The organism is Acinetobacter pittii, assembly GCF_034067285.1.
Lineage (GTDB): Bacteria > Pseudomonadota > Gammaproteobacteria > Pseudomonadales > Moraxellaceae > Acinetobacter > Acinetobacter pittii_E.
This window is the reverse complement of the sequence record NZ_CP139286.1, coordinates 454741-468267: the sequence shown is the minus strand read 5'-3', so window position 1 is coordinate 468267 and position 13527 is coordinate 454741. Positions and strand designations below refer to the sequence as shown.

Genomic DNA, 13527 nt, shown 5'->3' with positions numbered 1-13527 from the left:
TCTTTTATGCAAACGCTATTTTCCTCTTTAGTCAGACGCCTTCAAAAAGTCTATAAAAAAGCAGAAGCATTCATTGAGGAAGAAAGAGATTTTACGTTATCGCAAACCTTTCTGAATGCAACTTTACAACGTTATGTCACCAATAATGTTGAATTTTTAGATGACCTACATGCTGATCTTTATCATGACTGGTTAAGGTTATATGCAACTATGCATGTAAAAGGTTTAGAAACAACATTATCAGTTGATCTAAAACTAATTCAGATGGAATTTAATAAAGAACAACAGCTTTTAGTTTTTGAACAAATTAGTAATACACAAATTATTGAAGCAAAATATAAAAACTTTTGGCAAAAAATCGCCGTGAAAGCCGCAGTTTTTTACTACCATAAGATTTTGAAAAAAGATCCTTTAGGGATGATTCTTGAACGTTTTAATGTAGCAGAAGAACGTGATGAACTTATATTTCTTGATCTCAACCGCTGGTTTGGTAAAAAAGCCAGTATTATCGAGACATTAGGTAAAGTACATGTAAATTATGCACGGGTGCGTGAAGCTGAATTAGTCGTATTTGGAAATGTGAATTTAGCGGCGCTACTATACCGCGATCAGGATGATGATTTTGAAGGTGAATTAGAAGACTCTGAAATAACACCAATTCAGCAAAAAGATGCTTAAATGGATATAAATGAAAAATAACTCGCTGCCAAAAAAACACAAATAGATTACACATTTAGCATAAATCCTGATTTTTTCTCCATGATCAACAGGCATAATATGTTTAAGTTACAGATGCATCAGCACTAACTTTTTAGTCTGTACAAGGATACTTACTTATGGCAACAAAATTTCTGAAATCGTTTGGCATCGCAACAGGTATTTCAACAACTTTGCTTTTTGCAGGCTTCTCAAGTCATGCTCTTGCCATGAGCCCATTTCAGGCAAATTATCAGTTTACTTATAATAATAAAGGTATGGGTACAGCTACACGTGCTTTAAGCCAGCAAGGTAATAATTGGACTTATAATTTCACTGCAAAAGCAGGTGGAATTGCTTCTGCAAGTGAAACAAGTAAATTTAGTTTTGCTAATGGTAAAATTGGGTCTCAAAGTTTTAGCCGTACTAGCAAAATTTTGATTCACAACAACACTATGAGTATTAACTTTAATCCCAATAGTAAAACTATTTCGACTAAGAAAGACGATAAGGCCCGTTCATTTGCTTGGCAAGCAGGCGTTCTTGATGAGTTAAATGCAGAGTTACAACTGCGTGAAGATTTAAAAAATGGCTCACTTAAAACCTCTTACCCACTTGCAGATGCAAAAGAAGTTGAAAATCGTCGTTTTGTAAAACAAGGCAACGAGAAAATTAAAACCTCTTATGGGACATTCGATACCATTAAAGTCGTTTTACAGCATAAAAAACCTGAACGTAGCACAATCTTTTGGTTAGCACCGAAATTAGATTATTTACCAGTTAAAGTAAGTCATATTGATGGTAAAACTTCTTATGGATTGTTATTAACTAGTTATTCAGGTAAGACGAATTAAAGCTTGCATTTTTTTGGATGCTTTTTAAAATACGCATTTGCTTTAAAAAGCATCCGTCTAGAGGATTCTCCCGTGCACGCACTAGAACAGAAAATCTTAACAGAAGGTATCGTTCTATCTGATCAAGTCTTGAAAGTCGACGCTTTCTTAAACCACCAAATTGATCCTGTACTCATGCAGCAGATTGGTAAAGAATTTGCCGCTCGCTTTAAAGATGCAGGGATTACCAAGATTATTACCATTGAAGCATCAGGTATTGCACCTGCAATCATGGCAGGTTTGGAACTTGGTGTACCTGTAATTTTCGCTCGAAAATATCAGTCATTGACTTTAAAAGATGACCTATATCGTTCTAAAGTATTTTCTTTTACTAAACAAACTGAAAGTACAATTGCGATTTCAAACAAGCATCTTCATTCAACTGATAAAGCATTAGTTATTGATGACTTCTTGGCGAATGGTCAAGCAGCATTAGGACTAATTGATTTAATTCACCAAGCAAATGCAGAAGTTGTGGGTGTCGGTATTGTGATTGAAAAATCATTCCAACCAGGTCGTGATTTATTGCTTGAAAAAGGCTACCGAGTTGAATCACTAGCACGTGTTCACTCTCTTACAGATGGTAAAGTTACCTTTGTAAAAGAATAAGATATACAAATAAAAAAAGAGCGGATAATCCGCTCTTTTTTTATTTAATTAAGGTGAAATAAGGAGCTTTTTAGTAACTTCACCTAAACGTCTGCCTTGAGCTTCACACAAAATCTTTTCGTCCTGACTTAAGTTCTGGTCATGGCGAGGTCCACTTACATGGCTAGCTCCATACGGCGTTCCACCTGTTTTAGTGTTAGATAACGCCGGAATTGCATTTGGTAATCCCATAATCATCATCCCGTGATGAAATAACGGCGGTAGCATAGTAAGTAAAGTAATCTCCTGCCCACCATGCATTGATCCAGAAGAAGTAAAAACACAAGCTGGTTTATTGTGTAATGCCCCATTGAGCCAAAGGCTCGTCGTTTGGTCCCAAAAATATTTCATTTCACTTGCCATATTACCGAAGCGAGTTGGGGAACCTAACGCCAGCCCCGCGCAATTTGCTAGATCATCCAACGTACAATAGATATCACCTTCTGCCGGAATACTTGGTTCAGCTGTCGTGACGACTGGAGCAATATTTGGCACAGTCCGAATTTTTACTGACATACCCGCAGACTCAACACCATTGGCAATTAAATGTGCCATTTCTTTAGTAGAACCATATTTGCTGTAATAGAGTACAAGAATGTAAGGTTGCATCGGTTTCATAAATTTTGTTAAAAAGAACACTATACGGTATTTTTTATTTTTTTGGCGAAGCCAATCTTATGAAATTCTAGAAGCGATTGATCGTGTAGTACTGAAGGCAAGCTACGTAACTTTCTCAAATCTATCAAATAAAAAGAGTAATCTTTTTGATTTCGCTTATACCTGATAAGAGAAATATGACTTCCTTCAAAAGATTATTGCTACAATTTTTTCTATAGCACATAGTAAACTTACAAAATGACTTTCATTCTTTAAGTTATTATTTTGCTTTAATCTACTATTTAAGTTCTTAAGCTAATACTTTGCTAAGCTATCAATCGCCCAACATGATGACTAAAAAAATCGGGATAGACGACGTATGTTACAACGTTTTTTAGAGAAACTTCCTTTTTATAAAAAAACCTGGTTTCAGTTCGTTTTATATGTATTTAAGCGTTTTGAAGCTGATCGGTGCCGTGAACAAGCTGGTTCTCTCACCTATACAACACTATTTGCAGTTGTACCGATGCTAACGGTTTTTTTAGTAATTATTTCTTCAATTAAAGCGTTAGAACCTGCAAGACAACAGCTTCAACATTTAATTTATAGTAACTTTTTACCGAAGAGTACGATCGCATTTGATAAAGCACTAAATGCTTTTACAGAGAAGTCGAGCAACTTGACTGTAATTGGTGTGCTATTTTTATTCGTCACGACAGTTTTAATGCTGACCTCAATTGAAACAGTTTTTAATCGTATTTGGCGAGTAAAAGAAACGCGTAGTGGCATTATGGGCTTTATGCGCTACTGGACCATTATTTCGCTTGGCCCTATTATTTTAGGCAGTGCATTTGTTATTTCATCAACTGTTGCTTCGATGAACTTATTAAGCAATAACTTCACAGGTTATCAACTTGATGGCGCATTTCTACTCTGGCTAATTTCTTTTGCACTCACTATTTTGGGTTTCTTCATTTTATATTGGACCATTCCCAATCGCACCGTCCCAGTTTATGCAGCAGGAATTGCTGCTTGTTTAAGTGCAGTACTGTTTGAAATACTCAAAAATTTATTTAGCTTCGTGATGTCAAATTTCACTAGTTATGAAATTATTTATGGTGCATTTGCAGCCGTGCCAATTTTCCTTCTATGGATCTTTCTTTCATGGAATATTATTTTGCTAGGCGTAGAGGTGAGTTTTGCTTTAACTGCATTTCATTCGGGTAAAGAGCAAAAACGTCATCCTGTTTTAATGCTATTAGATATTCTTGAGCTGTTTTATAAAAAACAGAAACTTGGCGAAAGTGTAAGCGATAAAGAAGCTCTCGAAATTTTAGGACGTGGAGAAGTTGGCCGCTGGCCAGCTTATGTACTTTTGCTTGAAGAGCAAAATTTAGTTAAACGTACCGATAAAGATGAATATGTGCTTGCGCGCAATTTATCCCAAGTTGACTTCTGGGGCTTTTTCACTGCTCTCCCATACCCTTTACCGTTACGTGAAGATGTTCTAAATGTACACGATGACGATGAATGGATGGAAAAAATAGGACCAGCTCTAGTCGAGTCTAATGATTACTTGGCTGCCAAACTTTCTATTCCGCTCTCAACAATTTTTGAAGAGAAATAAGAAAGTAAAACTATTCAATAGTATAAGCACTCTTTCCTACCCAATAAAAAAACCCTGTTATTAAAAATAATAATAGGGTTTTTTATTGTCCATCTTTAGGAATGGGTTAGGCTTTTACAAAAGTTTTCCATACAAAATCTTGCGTTGCACCTTTTAATGTCATTTTCAACTGATCACCTGCATGTAATGGTCCAACACCAGCAGGTGAACCAGTCATAATTACATCACCCGGTTCGAGTGAGAAGACCTGATTAATATCAATTAATAGATCAGCAATGCTAAACATTAACAGTGCAGTATTTCCATCTTGACGCAACTCATCGTTAATATGGAAAGTGAATTTGGTCTCTTGCCAATCTGTAATTTCGCTCACATCAACCCAGTCTGACAGCACACAGGCACCATCAAAAGCTTTAGCACGCTCCCATGGATGACCTTTACCTTTTAGTTCATTCTGTAAATCACGCATTGTTAGATCAAGACCTAAAGACACTGCACCAATCGCTTTTAAGGCTTTTTCAGGATCTGTTTCACCCTTTAAAGGCTGATCAATGCGCAAAACTAACTCGCACTCAAAATGACAACTGCCCCAAGCTGGATTCCATGAAATACCGTCATTTAAACCAATCAAGCTACTCGGTGGCTTAATAAATAATATCGGCCTATCTGGCATAGCATTATTTAATTCTTTGACATGATCGGCGTAACTTCTGCCCACGCAAACGATTTTTGAAGGACGTGTATTCATGAGGCTTCCTTTGTTGTTGCGGCTGATAATTCCAATAATTTATTTCTTAAATGTATTTTCAAATATAGTTTGATCTGCGACCTGTGAGAATGCTCGTTTTGGTACAATAATTACAGTTTTATTTTTTAGTTCAAGCATATAGGTTAACTTGCCTTTAGCAAAGGTTTGCACATCTGCATATTGCATCACTTGCTTACGGCCATTGGCGTAAAGCTCAAAATAATCTTGATATAAGTCGATTCCCTGCTCGCTCTTTCCAAACTGGTAACGAACGAATTGACGCTTAAATAACATCGGTAAAAGCCAATAACGCATGAGACCTTGCATCACTAGAAAAAACACACCTAACCCGACATAATATCGACCAACACCAGAGAGACCTAAATAAAATCCCCAAATAATAATTGCGATACTAATCGCAGGTGTTAGAAAACGGGTAATTTGCTTTTTCCCAAACGTCACTAATGAAAATCCATCTTGTGACTCTTCTAAATTCAAATAGTAACGTAAAGATAAAGCTATTTTTTGCTCGGTCATTGCACTGCATCAATACTCAATAAATCGAAACTATTAGAGCATATTCATTTCAGCTTTAAAATGAATCAAAAGCTATTTTTTATTTTGTTTAAAAGTGGAGCTTATTAATAGATTGGAAGAGCAGCTACGTTGCATATATAGAACGTAGATTCATATTTTTTGAGCTTATTTCAGTTTTTAAAATTTCTACAATGGAAACATCACCTTCTTAGTGGAATGTCTCATGTCTTTTCTTGCAAAATTATTTGGCTTAAATCAAAAAGCGACTGTCTCAAAAGATGTGGTTATCCAAGCCACTCAAGAGAACCATCTTTCAAATGAAACTAACTTTTTAGAATTAATTAAAAAACGCCGTTCTATCTATTCGATTGGAAAAAACTTAGAACATACCCCTTCGGAAATTGAAGAATTGATTCAAGAAGCGGTCAAACATAGCCCATCAGCGTTCAACTCTCAATCTTCTCGCGTTGTGATTTTATTTAATCAGTCTCATGAAAACTTCTGGAATATTGTTTTAGATGTATTAAAAACGATTGTCCCTGCTGAAGCATTAGCCGGAACTGAGCAAAAAATTCAAAGTTTTGCAGCAGGTGCAGGTACAGTTTTATTTTTTGAAGATCAGGATGTAATTAAAGGTCTACAAGAACAATTTGAGTTATATGCTGACAATTTCCCAGTGTGGTCTGAACATTCAACAGCAATTGCCCAATTTGCAGTATGGAGCGTACTGGCTGAGCAGGGTCTTGGAGCCTCTTTACAGCACTACAATCCAATTATTGATGAGAAAGTTAACACTACTTTTAACATCCCTACTCAGTGGAAATTAAGAGCTCAATTAGTATTTGGCTCAATTGAAGGTCAAGCAGGTGAAAAAGTATTTATTGAAGATGAAAGCCGTTTTAAAACATTTAGCTAATTTTTTTTCAACTTCAAATCATTTAAAGCCGGTTGCCATGAGCACTGGTTTTTAAATTGAAATAATAAAAAACAGGCACAAAAAAACCGCTATATATAGCGGTTAATTCTTCAAGTGGTGCGCTCAGAGAGATTCGAACTCCCGACCCCTTAGTTCGTAGCCAAGTGCTCTATCCAGCTGAGCTATGAGCGCGTACTTGATGTTGCGCATTATACGCATTTTTCAAAGCTTAGGAAGCTTTTTTTCATCTTTCTGTCACCAAACGTCTAGTTCTTAGTCATCAAACTAGTTTACATCAAATAGCGGCTAAAATTATTAGTGTTTTTCTTCTTTAAGATGTATTTGAAATATTTTTTTTCAAATAAATTTTATCGGCTTTTTGAGGCATTTGGCCATATACCTAGATGATAAAGGCTACTATTTTAGTCAACATTATAGAAATAATATATTTCTGGTTAAGCTTTAACATTATAAGCTTAATTAAAATTTATCGAGAATAATGCTTCAAATGAGTGAAAATATGATTAAAAAATAATTAATGAAAAAAATATTATATAAAAATTATTATTATTTTTACGTCTAAATTAAAAAATTATTATTGCTTTAAATATTATTTAATATCAAAAAATGTGACTAAAAATACACATTGACAGCTTTTGAGATCTCACCAATACTAAATCGCAATTATTGAGATATATATCTCAATAATTAACTCGCGCAATAAATAATACTTACTTAAAAATACATAATTATATAGGAAATAGACTGAAATGTTCTTACTAAAAAATCTCGTTTCTTCGATATCAAAAGTTACTCAAGATTTGGGCAATATTATATCGGTGAATACTAATGTAACGGGCGGCTCTACTGTTGATGGTCACATATCAACTTCTGGCTTACTTTCAGACACTCTATCTACAGCAACAAATACACTTACAACGACCACAACTGGTCTTGTTTCTGATGCAGTGGGCACAGTTACAGGTAGTATTGGTTCTACAAGCCCGGTTGACACTGTAACCAATATTATTGGTGGTGTGACTGGCGGAATTAGTAGTGGCAATCCTCTTGAAACCGTAACTAATATTATCGGCGGTGTTACAGGTGGAATTGGTGGTACATCTCCAATTTCACCTGTGATTGATGTCGTTCAAGGCGGTATTGATATTCTTCAGGGTGTAGAAAGCCTAAAAACTGAAATTATCAACACTGGCATTGATACAGTTGCAGATACAATTATCGGCGTCCTTCCACAAGCAGAACATCCAGTTTCTGAAATTGCCGACCTCGGCACACTAACTTTTGAAACTTCTCGCGACACAGTTAACGGTGCACTTGAAGTTGTTTCTGATTTAGTTGGCGGTGATATTCAAGGTGCTACTGAATCTGCTACTGGTATTCTCGATACACTGATTACAAATGGCACAACTGCTACTGGTATTGTTACTGGCGTGGTCGGAAGCGTTACCGATGTCGTTGGTGGCGTAACGGGTGGTGTTGAAGGTAACCCGCTTGAAGTGATTACCGACATTATTGGTGGTGTAACTGGTGGCGTTGATGGTAACCCACTTGAAGTAATTACTGACATTATTGGTGGTGTAACTGGTGGCGTTGATGGCAACCCGCTTGAAGTGATTACTGACATTATCGGCGGTGTTACAGGTGGTATCGGTGGTGGTACATCTCCAATTTCACCTGTGATTGATGTCGTTCAAGGCGGTATTGATATACTTCAGGGTGTAGAAAGCCTAAAAACTGAAATTATCAATACAGGCATCGACACTGTTGCTGACACAATCATTGGTATCCTTCCTCAAACTGAACATCCAGTTTCAGACCTAGCAGATCTTGGCACACTAACTTTCGAAACTTCTCGCGACACAGTAAATGGTGCACTTGAGGTAGTTTCTGATTTAGTTGGCGGTGATATCCAAGGTGCTACTGAATCTGCTACAGGTATTCTGGGCACGCTTATCACCAATGGTACAACCGCAACTGGAATTGTGAATAATATTATCGGTGGCGCAACTGGTGGTGTTGATGGAAGTCCACTTGATGTGATTACCGATATTATCGGTGGTGTAACTGGCGGTGTTGATGGCAATCCACTTGAAGTGATTACCGATATTATCGGTGGTGTAACTGGCGGTATTGACGGTAACCCACTTGAAGTAATTACTGACATTATTGGTGGTGTAACTGGTGGTGTTGACGGTAACCCACTTGAAGTAATTACCGATATTATTGGTGGTGTAACTGGTGGCGTTGACGGCAACCCACTTGAAGTGATTACTGACATTATCGGCGGTGTAACTGGTGGCATCGGTGGCGGTACTTCTCCAATCTCACCTGTGATTGATGTCGTTCAAGGCGGTATTGATATTCTTCAGGGCGTAGAAAGCCTAAAAACTGAAATTATCAACACTGGCATTGATACAGTTGCAGATACAATTATCGGCGTCCTTCCACAAGCAGAACACCCAGTTTCTGAAATTGCCGACCTCGGCACATTAACTTTTGAAACTTCTCGCGACACAGTTAACGGTGCACTTGAGGTAGTTTCTGATTTAGTTGGTGGTGATATTCAAGGTGCTACTGAATCTGCTACCGGTATTCTCGATACGCTGATTACAAATGGTACAACTGCTACCGGTTTAGTTACAGAAATCATTGGCGGATTAACTGGTACTATTGGTGGAGCAACTGGTGGAGATAGCTCACTCGGCCTACTAACCGATTTACTTGGTGGCTTAACAGGTAGCGTTGGTGGTGATAGCTCTCTTGGTGTAGTGACCGACCTCCTCGGTGGGTTAACTGGTGGTGTGACTGGCGGTACAGATAACCCTATCGGCATCGTTACAGACATCGTTGGTAGCTTAACGGGTGGCGTTACTGGTGAAGGCGGCTTAGATGTTATTTCTAATTTACTGGGCGGATTAACTGGTGGCAGTTTACTTGGTGGCGTGACGTCTACAGTATCTAGCGTAACCAACACAACGCATACTATCGTACCGACATCATTACTTACTGATAGTTTCTTAGAAAACTCTTTCAATACTGTTTAATATAAGCCATTAAAAGAAAGCCACTTCTCATAAGTGGCTTTCTTTATTAATATATTTTTAAATATTAATTCACTTCTTGCCATCTATAATATTTCTTATGCGCCAGCTCTAACATTGCATAATCATTAGGTGTATCACCATAAGCATAAATTTTAGAATATTGGCTTAAATCATATTTATTTTTTATTCTATTTACTTTTTCTAAATAACCACAATCGCCATTAATAAAATCACCCGTCAAAATACCATCACGTATTTCAAGTTGATTGCATATAACATCTAAACCTAAAGACTGGCACCAACTTTCTAAATAAACGCCCAATGATGCAGAGACGACAACAATCTGATCGCCTTGTTGTTTATGCCAGAGAATACGTTCCAAAGCATTTTCACGCACACAGATAGGAAGCACATTTTTAGCAAACTCTTGTCCCCTAACTTTTAGGGCATCTGCATCATAGCCCGCATATCCCACTTGGCAAAGTTTAGTTCGAATAGTTCTATCAGTTACCCATCCAAGCTTATAACCCGCTATATAAGGTGCAAGACGAATACCACCGACTATTTGAGTTTTTTTGTTTAAAGAAAATTTAAGAAATAGGCTGAATGTGTCGCTATGAGTAATCGTGCCGTCAAAGTCAAATAAAGCTAAGTTCATTTATGATTATCTCTAATATAATTAAAAAGTTATAAATTTAGATTTTTTTAAAGTACTAAAAAACAGGCACAAAAAAACCGCTATAAAAGCGGTTAATTCTTCAAGTTGGTGCGCTCAGAGAGATTCGAACTCCCGACCCCTTAGTTCGTAGCCAAGTGCTCTATCCAGCTGAGCTATGAGCGCGTAACTTGTGTGCCTTTCAGCGATTCGTTCTGTTTTACTTGGTGCGCTCAGAGAGATTCGAACTCCCGACCCCTTAGTTCGTAGCCAAGTGCTCTATCCAGCTGAGCTATGAGCGCATTAAGTAAATGGCGGTGAGAGAGGGATTCGAACCCTCGATACCAGTAATAGGTATGCTTCCTTAGCAGGGAAGTGATTTCAGCCACTCATCCACCTCACCGGAACGAGCCGCCATAATACAAACTAAAACCCTATTGTTCAAGTCATCATAGTGAAATTTTCTTGTTTTTTAGTTCAATGAATTATTTTTTAAGCAATTTCCTCATTATTTTCGTCTTTTTCGATCAAACGCTTGTTAAGATAGATATTATTTCTTCATCAAAATACTGTAGTGCATAACACATTATTGCAAACCTAAACGTGCAGTTCGGGTCTGCATGACTTATGCTAAACTTATCTGCCAAGCGTGAAACCAAACGACATGACAAAAAACTGGGCTGACCCCGAAGCGAAAGCTGAAGCTGAACGTTATGACAATCCTATTCCAAGCCGTACTCTTATTTTAGATACATTGGAACAATTGCAGACACCGCAATCTCATGCAGAACTTGTCGATCATTTTAATATTCATGACCAAAAAAGTATTGAAGCTCTAAGTCACCGCTTAAGTGCCATGGTTCGTGACGGCCAAATCATGAAAGACGGTTTTAAATTTCAGTTGGTGGCAGATCAACCAACCTATGAAGCAACTGTTTATATTAATAGTAAAGGTTTAGGTACGGCACATATTGATGGTCAAACTGATCTTTTACTTCCTGAACGCGAATTACGTTTAGTGTTTAATGGTGACCGAGTTAGAGTGCGCCAGACTTCGGTTGACCGTAAAGGTAAACCATGGGGTTTTATCACAGAAGTTTTACAGCATCGTGTTAAACAATTAATTGGTAAATTGTCAGTTCACGATGGCGAATATTTTATTCAACCCAACAATCCAAATCAGCACCAACCTATTCCTTTAGAAAAAGAATTGGTAACACACGCTAAAGCAAATGTTGGCGATATGCTACGTGTCGCAATAGATAGTTATCCAACTCGTGAAGAGTTTGCGACGGCGCATATTATTCAGTCTATGGCCGATAAAGCTGATACAGAAATTATTATTCCACAGACCATTCTTGAATTTGGTTTGCCATATGAGTTTCCAGATCAAGTCTTAAAAGAAGCTGAAAGTTTTAAAGAGCCATCCGCTCAAGATCGTGAAGGCCGTATTGATTTAAGAGATTTAGCATTAGTTACGATCGATGGTGAAGATGCTCGAGATTTTGATGATGCGGTTTATGCAGAAAAACGTCCAGGCGGTGGTTACCGTGTAGTCGTCGCAATTGCCGATGTGAGTCATTATGTCCGCTTAGACTCAGCCCTCAATGAAGAAGCTGAGGAACGAGGTACTTCGGTATACTTCCCACACTTTGTATTACCGATGCTACCAGAGGCTTTGTCAAACGGTTTGTGCTCTCTGAACCCTCATGTAGACCGTTTATGTATGGTCTGTGACTTAAAACTCTCTCGTACAGGCCGTGTAACAGGTTATGAGTTTTATCCATCAGTCATGCATTCAAAAGCACGTTTGACCTATACACAGGTAGCACAATATTTTGACGGCGCCACAGATGCGATTCCAAAAGATCGTGATGTTCATAAATCTTTAAATACGCTTTTCCAGCTTTATCAGATTTTGAAAAATTTACGTGCTGATCGTCATGCAATGGAATTTGAAACCATTGAAACCTACATGACTTTTGATGAGCTAGGCGGGATTAAAGAAATTTTGCCACGTACACGTAATGAAGCACATAAGCTCATTGAAGAATGTATGTTACTTGCTAACGTTGCTGCCGCAGAATATGCATTAGAACATGATGTTCCAATGTTATATCGCGTGCACGAAGCTCCAGAGTTTTCACGTATTCAGAAAGTAAAAGACTTCGTAAAATTACTGGGTCTACCCTTCCCTGACCAGCCAACTCAAGCGGACTACCAAAGAGTTATTGAAGCAACCAAAGATCGTATTGATGCACCAAGCATTCATGCCGTTTTATTACGCTCAATGATGCAAGCTTATTATGGCGCAAAAAATGCAGGGCACTATGGTTTGGCTTATGAAGCTTATACACATTTCACTTCGCCAATCCGTCGTTACCCAGATTTATTATTGCACCGTGCCATTAAAGCACATCTCAAACAAAAGCCTTATCCACTCTCTGGTGCTGCACTAGATGATGCAGGTGAACATTTCTCTCAAACAGAACGCCGTGCTGATGAAGCATCTCGCAGCGTAACGACTTGGTTGAAGTGCCACTACATGCAACAGCATTTAGGGGATGAGTTTATTGGTATTGTGAGTGCGGTAACCGAATTTGGTTTGTTTGTGACACTGAAAGATCTATATGTCGATGGTATGATTCATATTAGCCAACTCGGCGATGACTTCTTTATTTATGACCAAGCGAGCCAAAATCTGGTAGGTCAAAATCGTGGTCAAGTCTTTGGTCTAGGCGATGAAGTTAAAATTCAGGTTGCTGGTGTCAATCTAGAAGAACGTAAAATTGACTTTCAGCTTATTAAACAAGTTACCCATGCAGGCCGAGTAGTTCGCAGCCGTGCACCACGCACCACTAAAACAGCTGCTCAGGCTAACGAAGAGGTCTTTAGCAAACCAACCGTCAGCAGTGATGGTGAAAGACCTGTTCATAAAAAGAAAGAAAAAAGTAAGCCAAGTTCTTACACCAAAAAATCTGGTAAAAAAACCTCAGTAAAAGCTGAGGCTAAACCAGAGAAGGTGAAGAAGAAATCTAAGCCTAAAAAGAAAAAGTCGAATGCAAAATCAAAGACAGAATAGTGGGTAAATAATTATCACGTTTCAGTAATAAGTCTCCAATAGGAGGCTTATTTCTTTTTAAAA

11 protein-coding genes and 4 tRNA genes are annotated in these 13527 nt (G+C 37.9%); 7 read left to right on the top strand and 8 right to left on the bottom strand.

What is annotated here, in order from left to right:
- The first annotated feature begins 6 nt into the window (after nucleotides 1-6).
- The 3 genes from SOI81_RS02270 (at nucleotide 7) to xpt (ending at nucleotide 2198) form a co-directional block, all read left to right on the top strand.
- Nucleotides 7-678 (top strand): hypothetical protein, encoded by a 672-nt coding sequence (locus SOI81_RS02270; RefSeq protein ID WP_320541172.1) that lies wholly within the window; start codon nucleotides 7-9, stop codon nucleotides 676-678.
- A gap of 158 nt (nucleotides 679-836) precedes the next feature.
- Nucleotides 837-1550: a DUF3108 domain-containing protein gene (locus SOI81_RS02265; protein WP_238514030.1), complete on the top strand. Its 714-nt coding sequence runs from the start codon at nucleotides 837-839 to the stop codon at nucleotides 1548-1550.
- A gap of 72 nt (nucleotides 1551-1622) precedes the next feature.
- Entirely contained in the window at nucleotides 1623-2198 is a 576-nt protein-coding gene (gene xpt / locus SOI81_RS02260) for a xanthine phosphoribosyltransferase (RefSeq protein ID WP_002119547.1), read from the top strand.
- A 48-nt stretch (nucleotides 2199-2246) separates the two neighbouring features.
- Here xpt and wrbA read toward each other — a convergent pair whose 3' ends face one another.
- The gene (gene wrbA, locus SOI81_RS02255; RefSeq protein WP_320541171.1) at nucleotides 2247-2855 is read right to left on the bottom strand and encodes an NAD(P)H:quinone oxidoreductase; all 609 of its coding nucleotides are present in this window, start codon (nucleotides 2853-2855) and stop codon (nucleotides 2247-2249) included.
- A 358-nt stretch (nucleotides 2856-3213) separates the two neighbouring features.
- On the opposite strand from wrbA, the gene SOI81_RS02250 reads away from it, so the two are divergent.
- Nucleotides 3214-4461 carry a YihY family inner membrane protein gene (locus SOI81_RS02250; RefSeq protein WP_016142993.1) on the top strand — a complete coding sequence of 416 codons (1248 nt, stop codon included), beginning with the start codon at nucleotides 3214-3216 and terminating at the stop codon, nucleotides 4459-4461.
- Nucleotides 4462-4567: 106 nt separating this feature from the next.
- Here the strand turns inward: SOI81_RS02250 and ycgM are convergent, their stop codons facing one another.
- Together ycgM and SOI81_RS02240 are read right to left on the bottom strand one after the other, a co-directional pair.
- The gene (gene ycgM, locus SOI81_RS02245; protein ID WP_320541170.1) at nucleotides 4568-5209 is read right to left on the bottom strand and encodes a fumarylacetoacetate hydrolase family protein; all 642 of its coding nucleotides are present in this window, start codon (nucleotides 5207-5209) and stop codon (nucleotides 4568-4570) included.
- A 39-nt stretch (nucleotides 5210-5248) separates the two neighbouring features.
- Nucleotides 5249-5746, bottom strand: coding sequence for a YcxB family protein (locus SOI81_RS02240; RefSeq protein WP_016142991.1), 498 nt, complete (start codon nucleotides 5744-5746; stop codon nucleotides 5249-5251).
- A gap of 223 nt (nucleotides 5747-5969) precedes the next feature.
- Here SOI81_RS02240 and SOI81_RS02235 point away from each other — a divergent pair, with 223 nt between their 5' ends.
- On the top strand, nucleotides 5970-6662 hold the full coding sequence (locus SOI81_RS02235) for a nitroreductase family protein (RefSeq protein WP_320541169.1): 693 nt from the start codon (nucleotides 5970-5972) through the stop codon (nucleotides 6660-6662).
- A 115-nt stretch (nucleotides 6663-6777) separates the two neighbouring features.
- On the opposite strand, the gene SOI81_RS02230 is transcribed toward SOI81_RS02235, so the two are convergent.
- Nucleotides 6778-6854, bottom strand: a tRNA-Arg gene (locus tag SOI81_RS02230).
- A 578-nt stretch (nucleotides 6855-7432) separates the two neighbouring features.
- On the opposite strand from SOI81_RS02230, the gene SOI81_RS02225 reads away from it, so the two are divergent.
- Nucleotides 7433-9727 carry a hypothetical protein gene (locus SOI81_RS02225; RefSeq protein ID WP_320541168.1) on the top strand — a complete coding sequence of 765 codons (2295 nt, stop codon included), beginning with the start codon at nucleotides 7433-7435 and terminating at the stop codon, nucleotides 9725-9727.
- 64 nt (nucleotides 9728-9791) lie between these two features.
- Here SOI81_RS02225 and SOI81_RS02220 read toward each other — a convergent pair whose 3' ends face one another.
- From SOI81_RS02220 to SOI81_RS02205, 4 genes are all read right to left on the bottom strand, one after another.
- Nucleotides 9792-10385 carry an HAD-IB family hydrolase gene (locus SOI81_RS02220; protein WP_239975683.1) on the bottom strand — a complete coding sequence of 198 codons (594 nt, stop codon included), beginning with the start codon at nucleotides 10383-10385 and terminating at the stop codon, nucleotides 9792-9794.
- 106 nt (nucleotides 10386-10491) lie between these two features.
- Nucleotides 10492-10568 (bottom strand) — tRNA-Arg (locus SOI81_RS02215).
- Between the two features lie 39 nt (nucleotides 10569-10607).
- Nucleotides 10608-10684, bottom strand: a tRNA-Arg gene (locus tag SOI81_RS02210).
- Between the two features lie 10 nt (nucleotides 10685-10694).
- A tRNA-Ser gene (locus SOI81_RS02205) sits at nucleotides 10695-10785 on the bottom strand.
- A gap of 261 nt (nucleotides 10786-11046) precedes the next feature.
- Here SOI81_RS02205 and rnr point away from each other — a divergent pair.
- Entirely contained in the window at nucleotides 11047-13464 is a 2418-nt protein-coding gene (gene rnr / locus SOI81_RS02200) for a ribonuclease R (protein ID WP_320541167.1), read from the top strand.
- The last annotated feature ends 63 nt before the right edge of the window (nucleotides 13465-13527 follow it).

Coding starts and splice junctions, on each gene's coding strand:
- SOI81_RS02250 (WP_016142993.1), top strand. CDS start 3,214: ATGTTACAACGTTTTTTAGAGAAACTTCCTTTTTATAAAAAAACCTGG.
- SOI81_RS02220 (WP_239975683.1), bottom strand. CDS start 10,385: ATGAACTTAGCTTTATTTGACTTTGACGGCACGATTACTCATAGCGAC.
- ycgM (WP_320541170.1), bottom strand. CDS start 5,209: ATGAATACACGTCCTTCAAAAATCGTTTGCGTGGGCAGAAGTTACGCC.
- SOI81_RS02270 (WP_320541172.1), top strand. CDS start 7: ATGCAAACGCTATTTTCCTCTTTAGTCAGACGCCTTCAAAAAGTCTAT.
- wrbA (WP_320541171.1), bottom strand. CDS start 2,855: ATGAAACCGATGCAACCTTACATTCTTGTACTCTATTACAGCAAATAT.
- SOI81_RS02265 (WP_238514030.1), top strand. CDS start 837: ATGGCAACAAAATTTCTGAAATCGTTTGGCATCGCAACAGGTATTTCA.
- SOI81_RS02240 (WP_016142991.1), bottom strand. CDS start 5,746: ATGACCGAGCAAAAAATAGCTTTATCTTTACGTTACTATTTGAATTTA.
- rnr (WP_320541167.1), top strand. CDS start 11,047: ATGACAAAAAACTGGGCTGACCCCGAAGCGAAAGCTGAAGCTGAACGT.
- SOI81_RS02235 (WP_320541169.1), top strand. CDS start 5,970: ATGTCTTTTCTTGCAAAATTATTTGGCTTAAATCAAAAAGCGACTGTC.
- SOI81_RS02225 (WP_320541168.1), top strand. CDS start 7,433: ATGTTCTTACTAAAAAATCTCGTTTCTTCGATATCAAAAGTTACTCAA.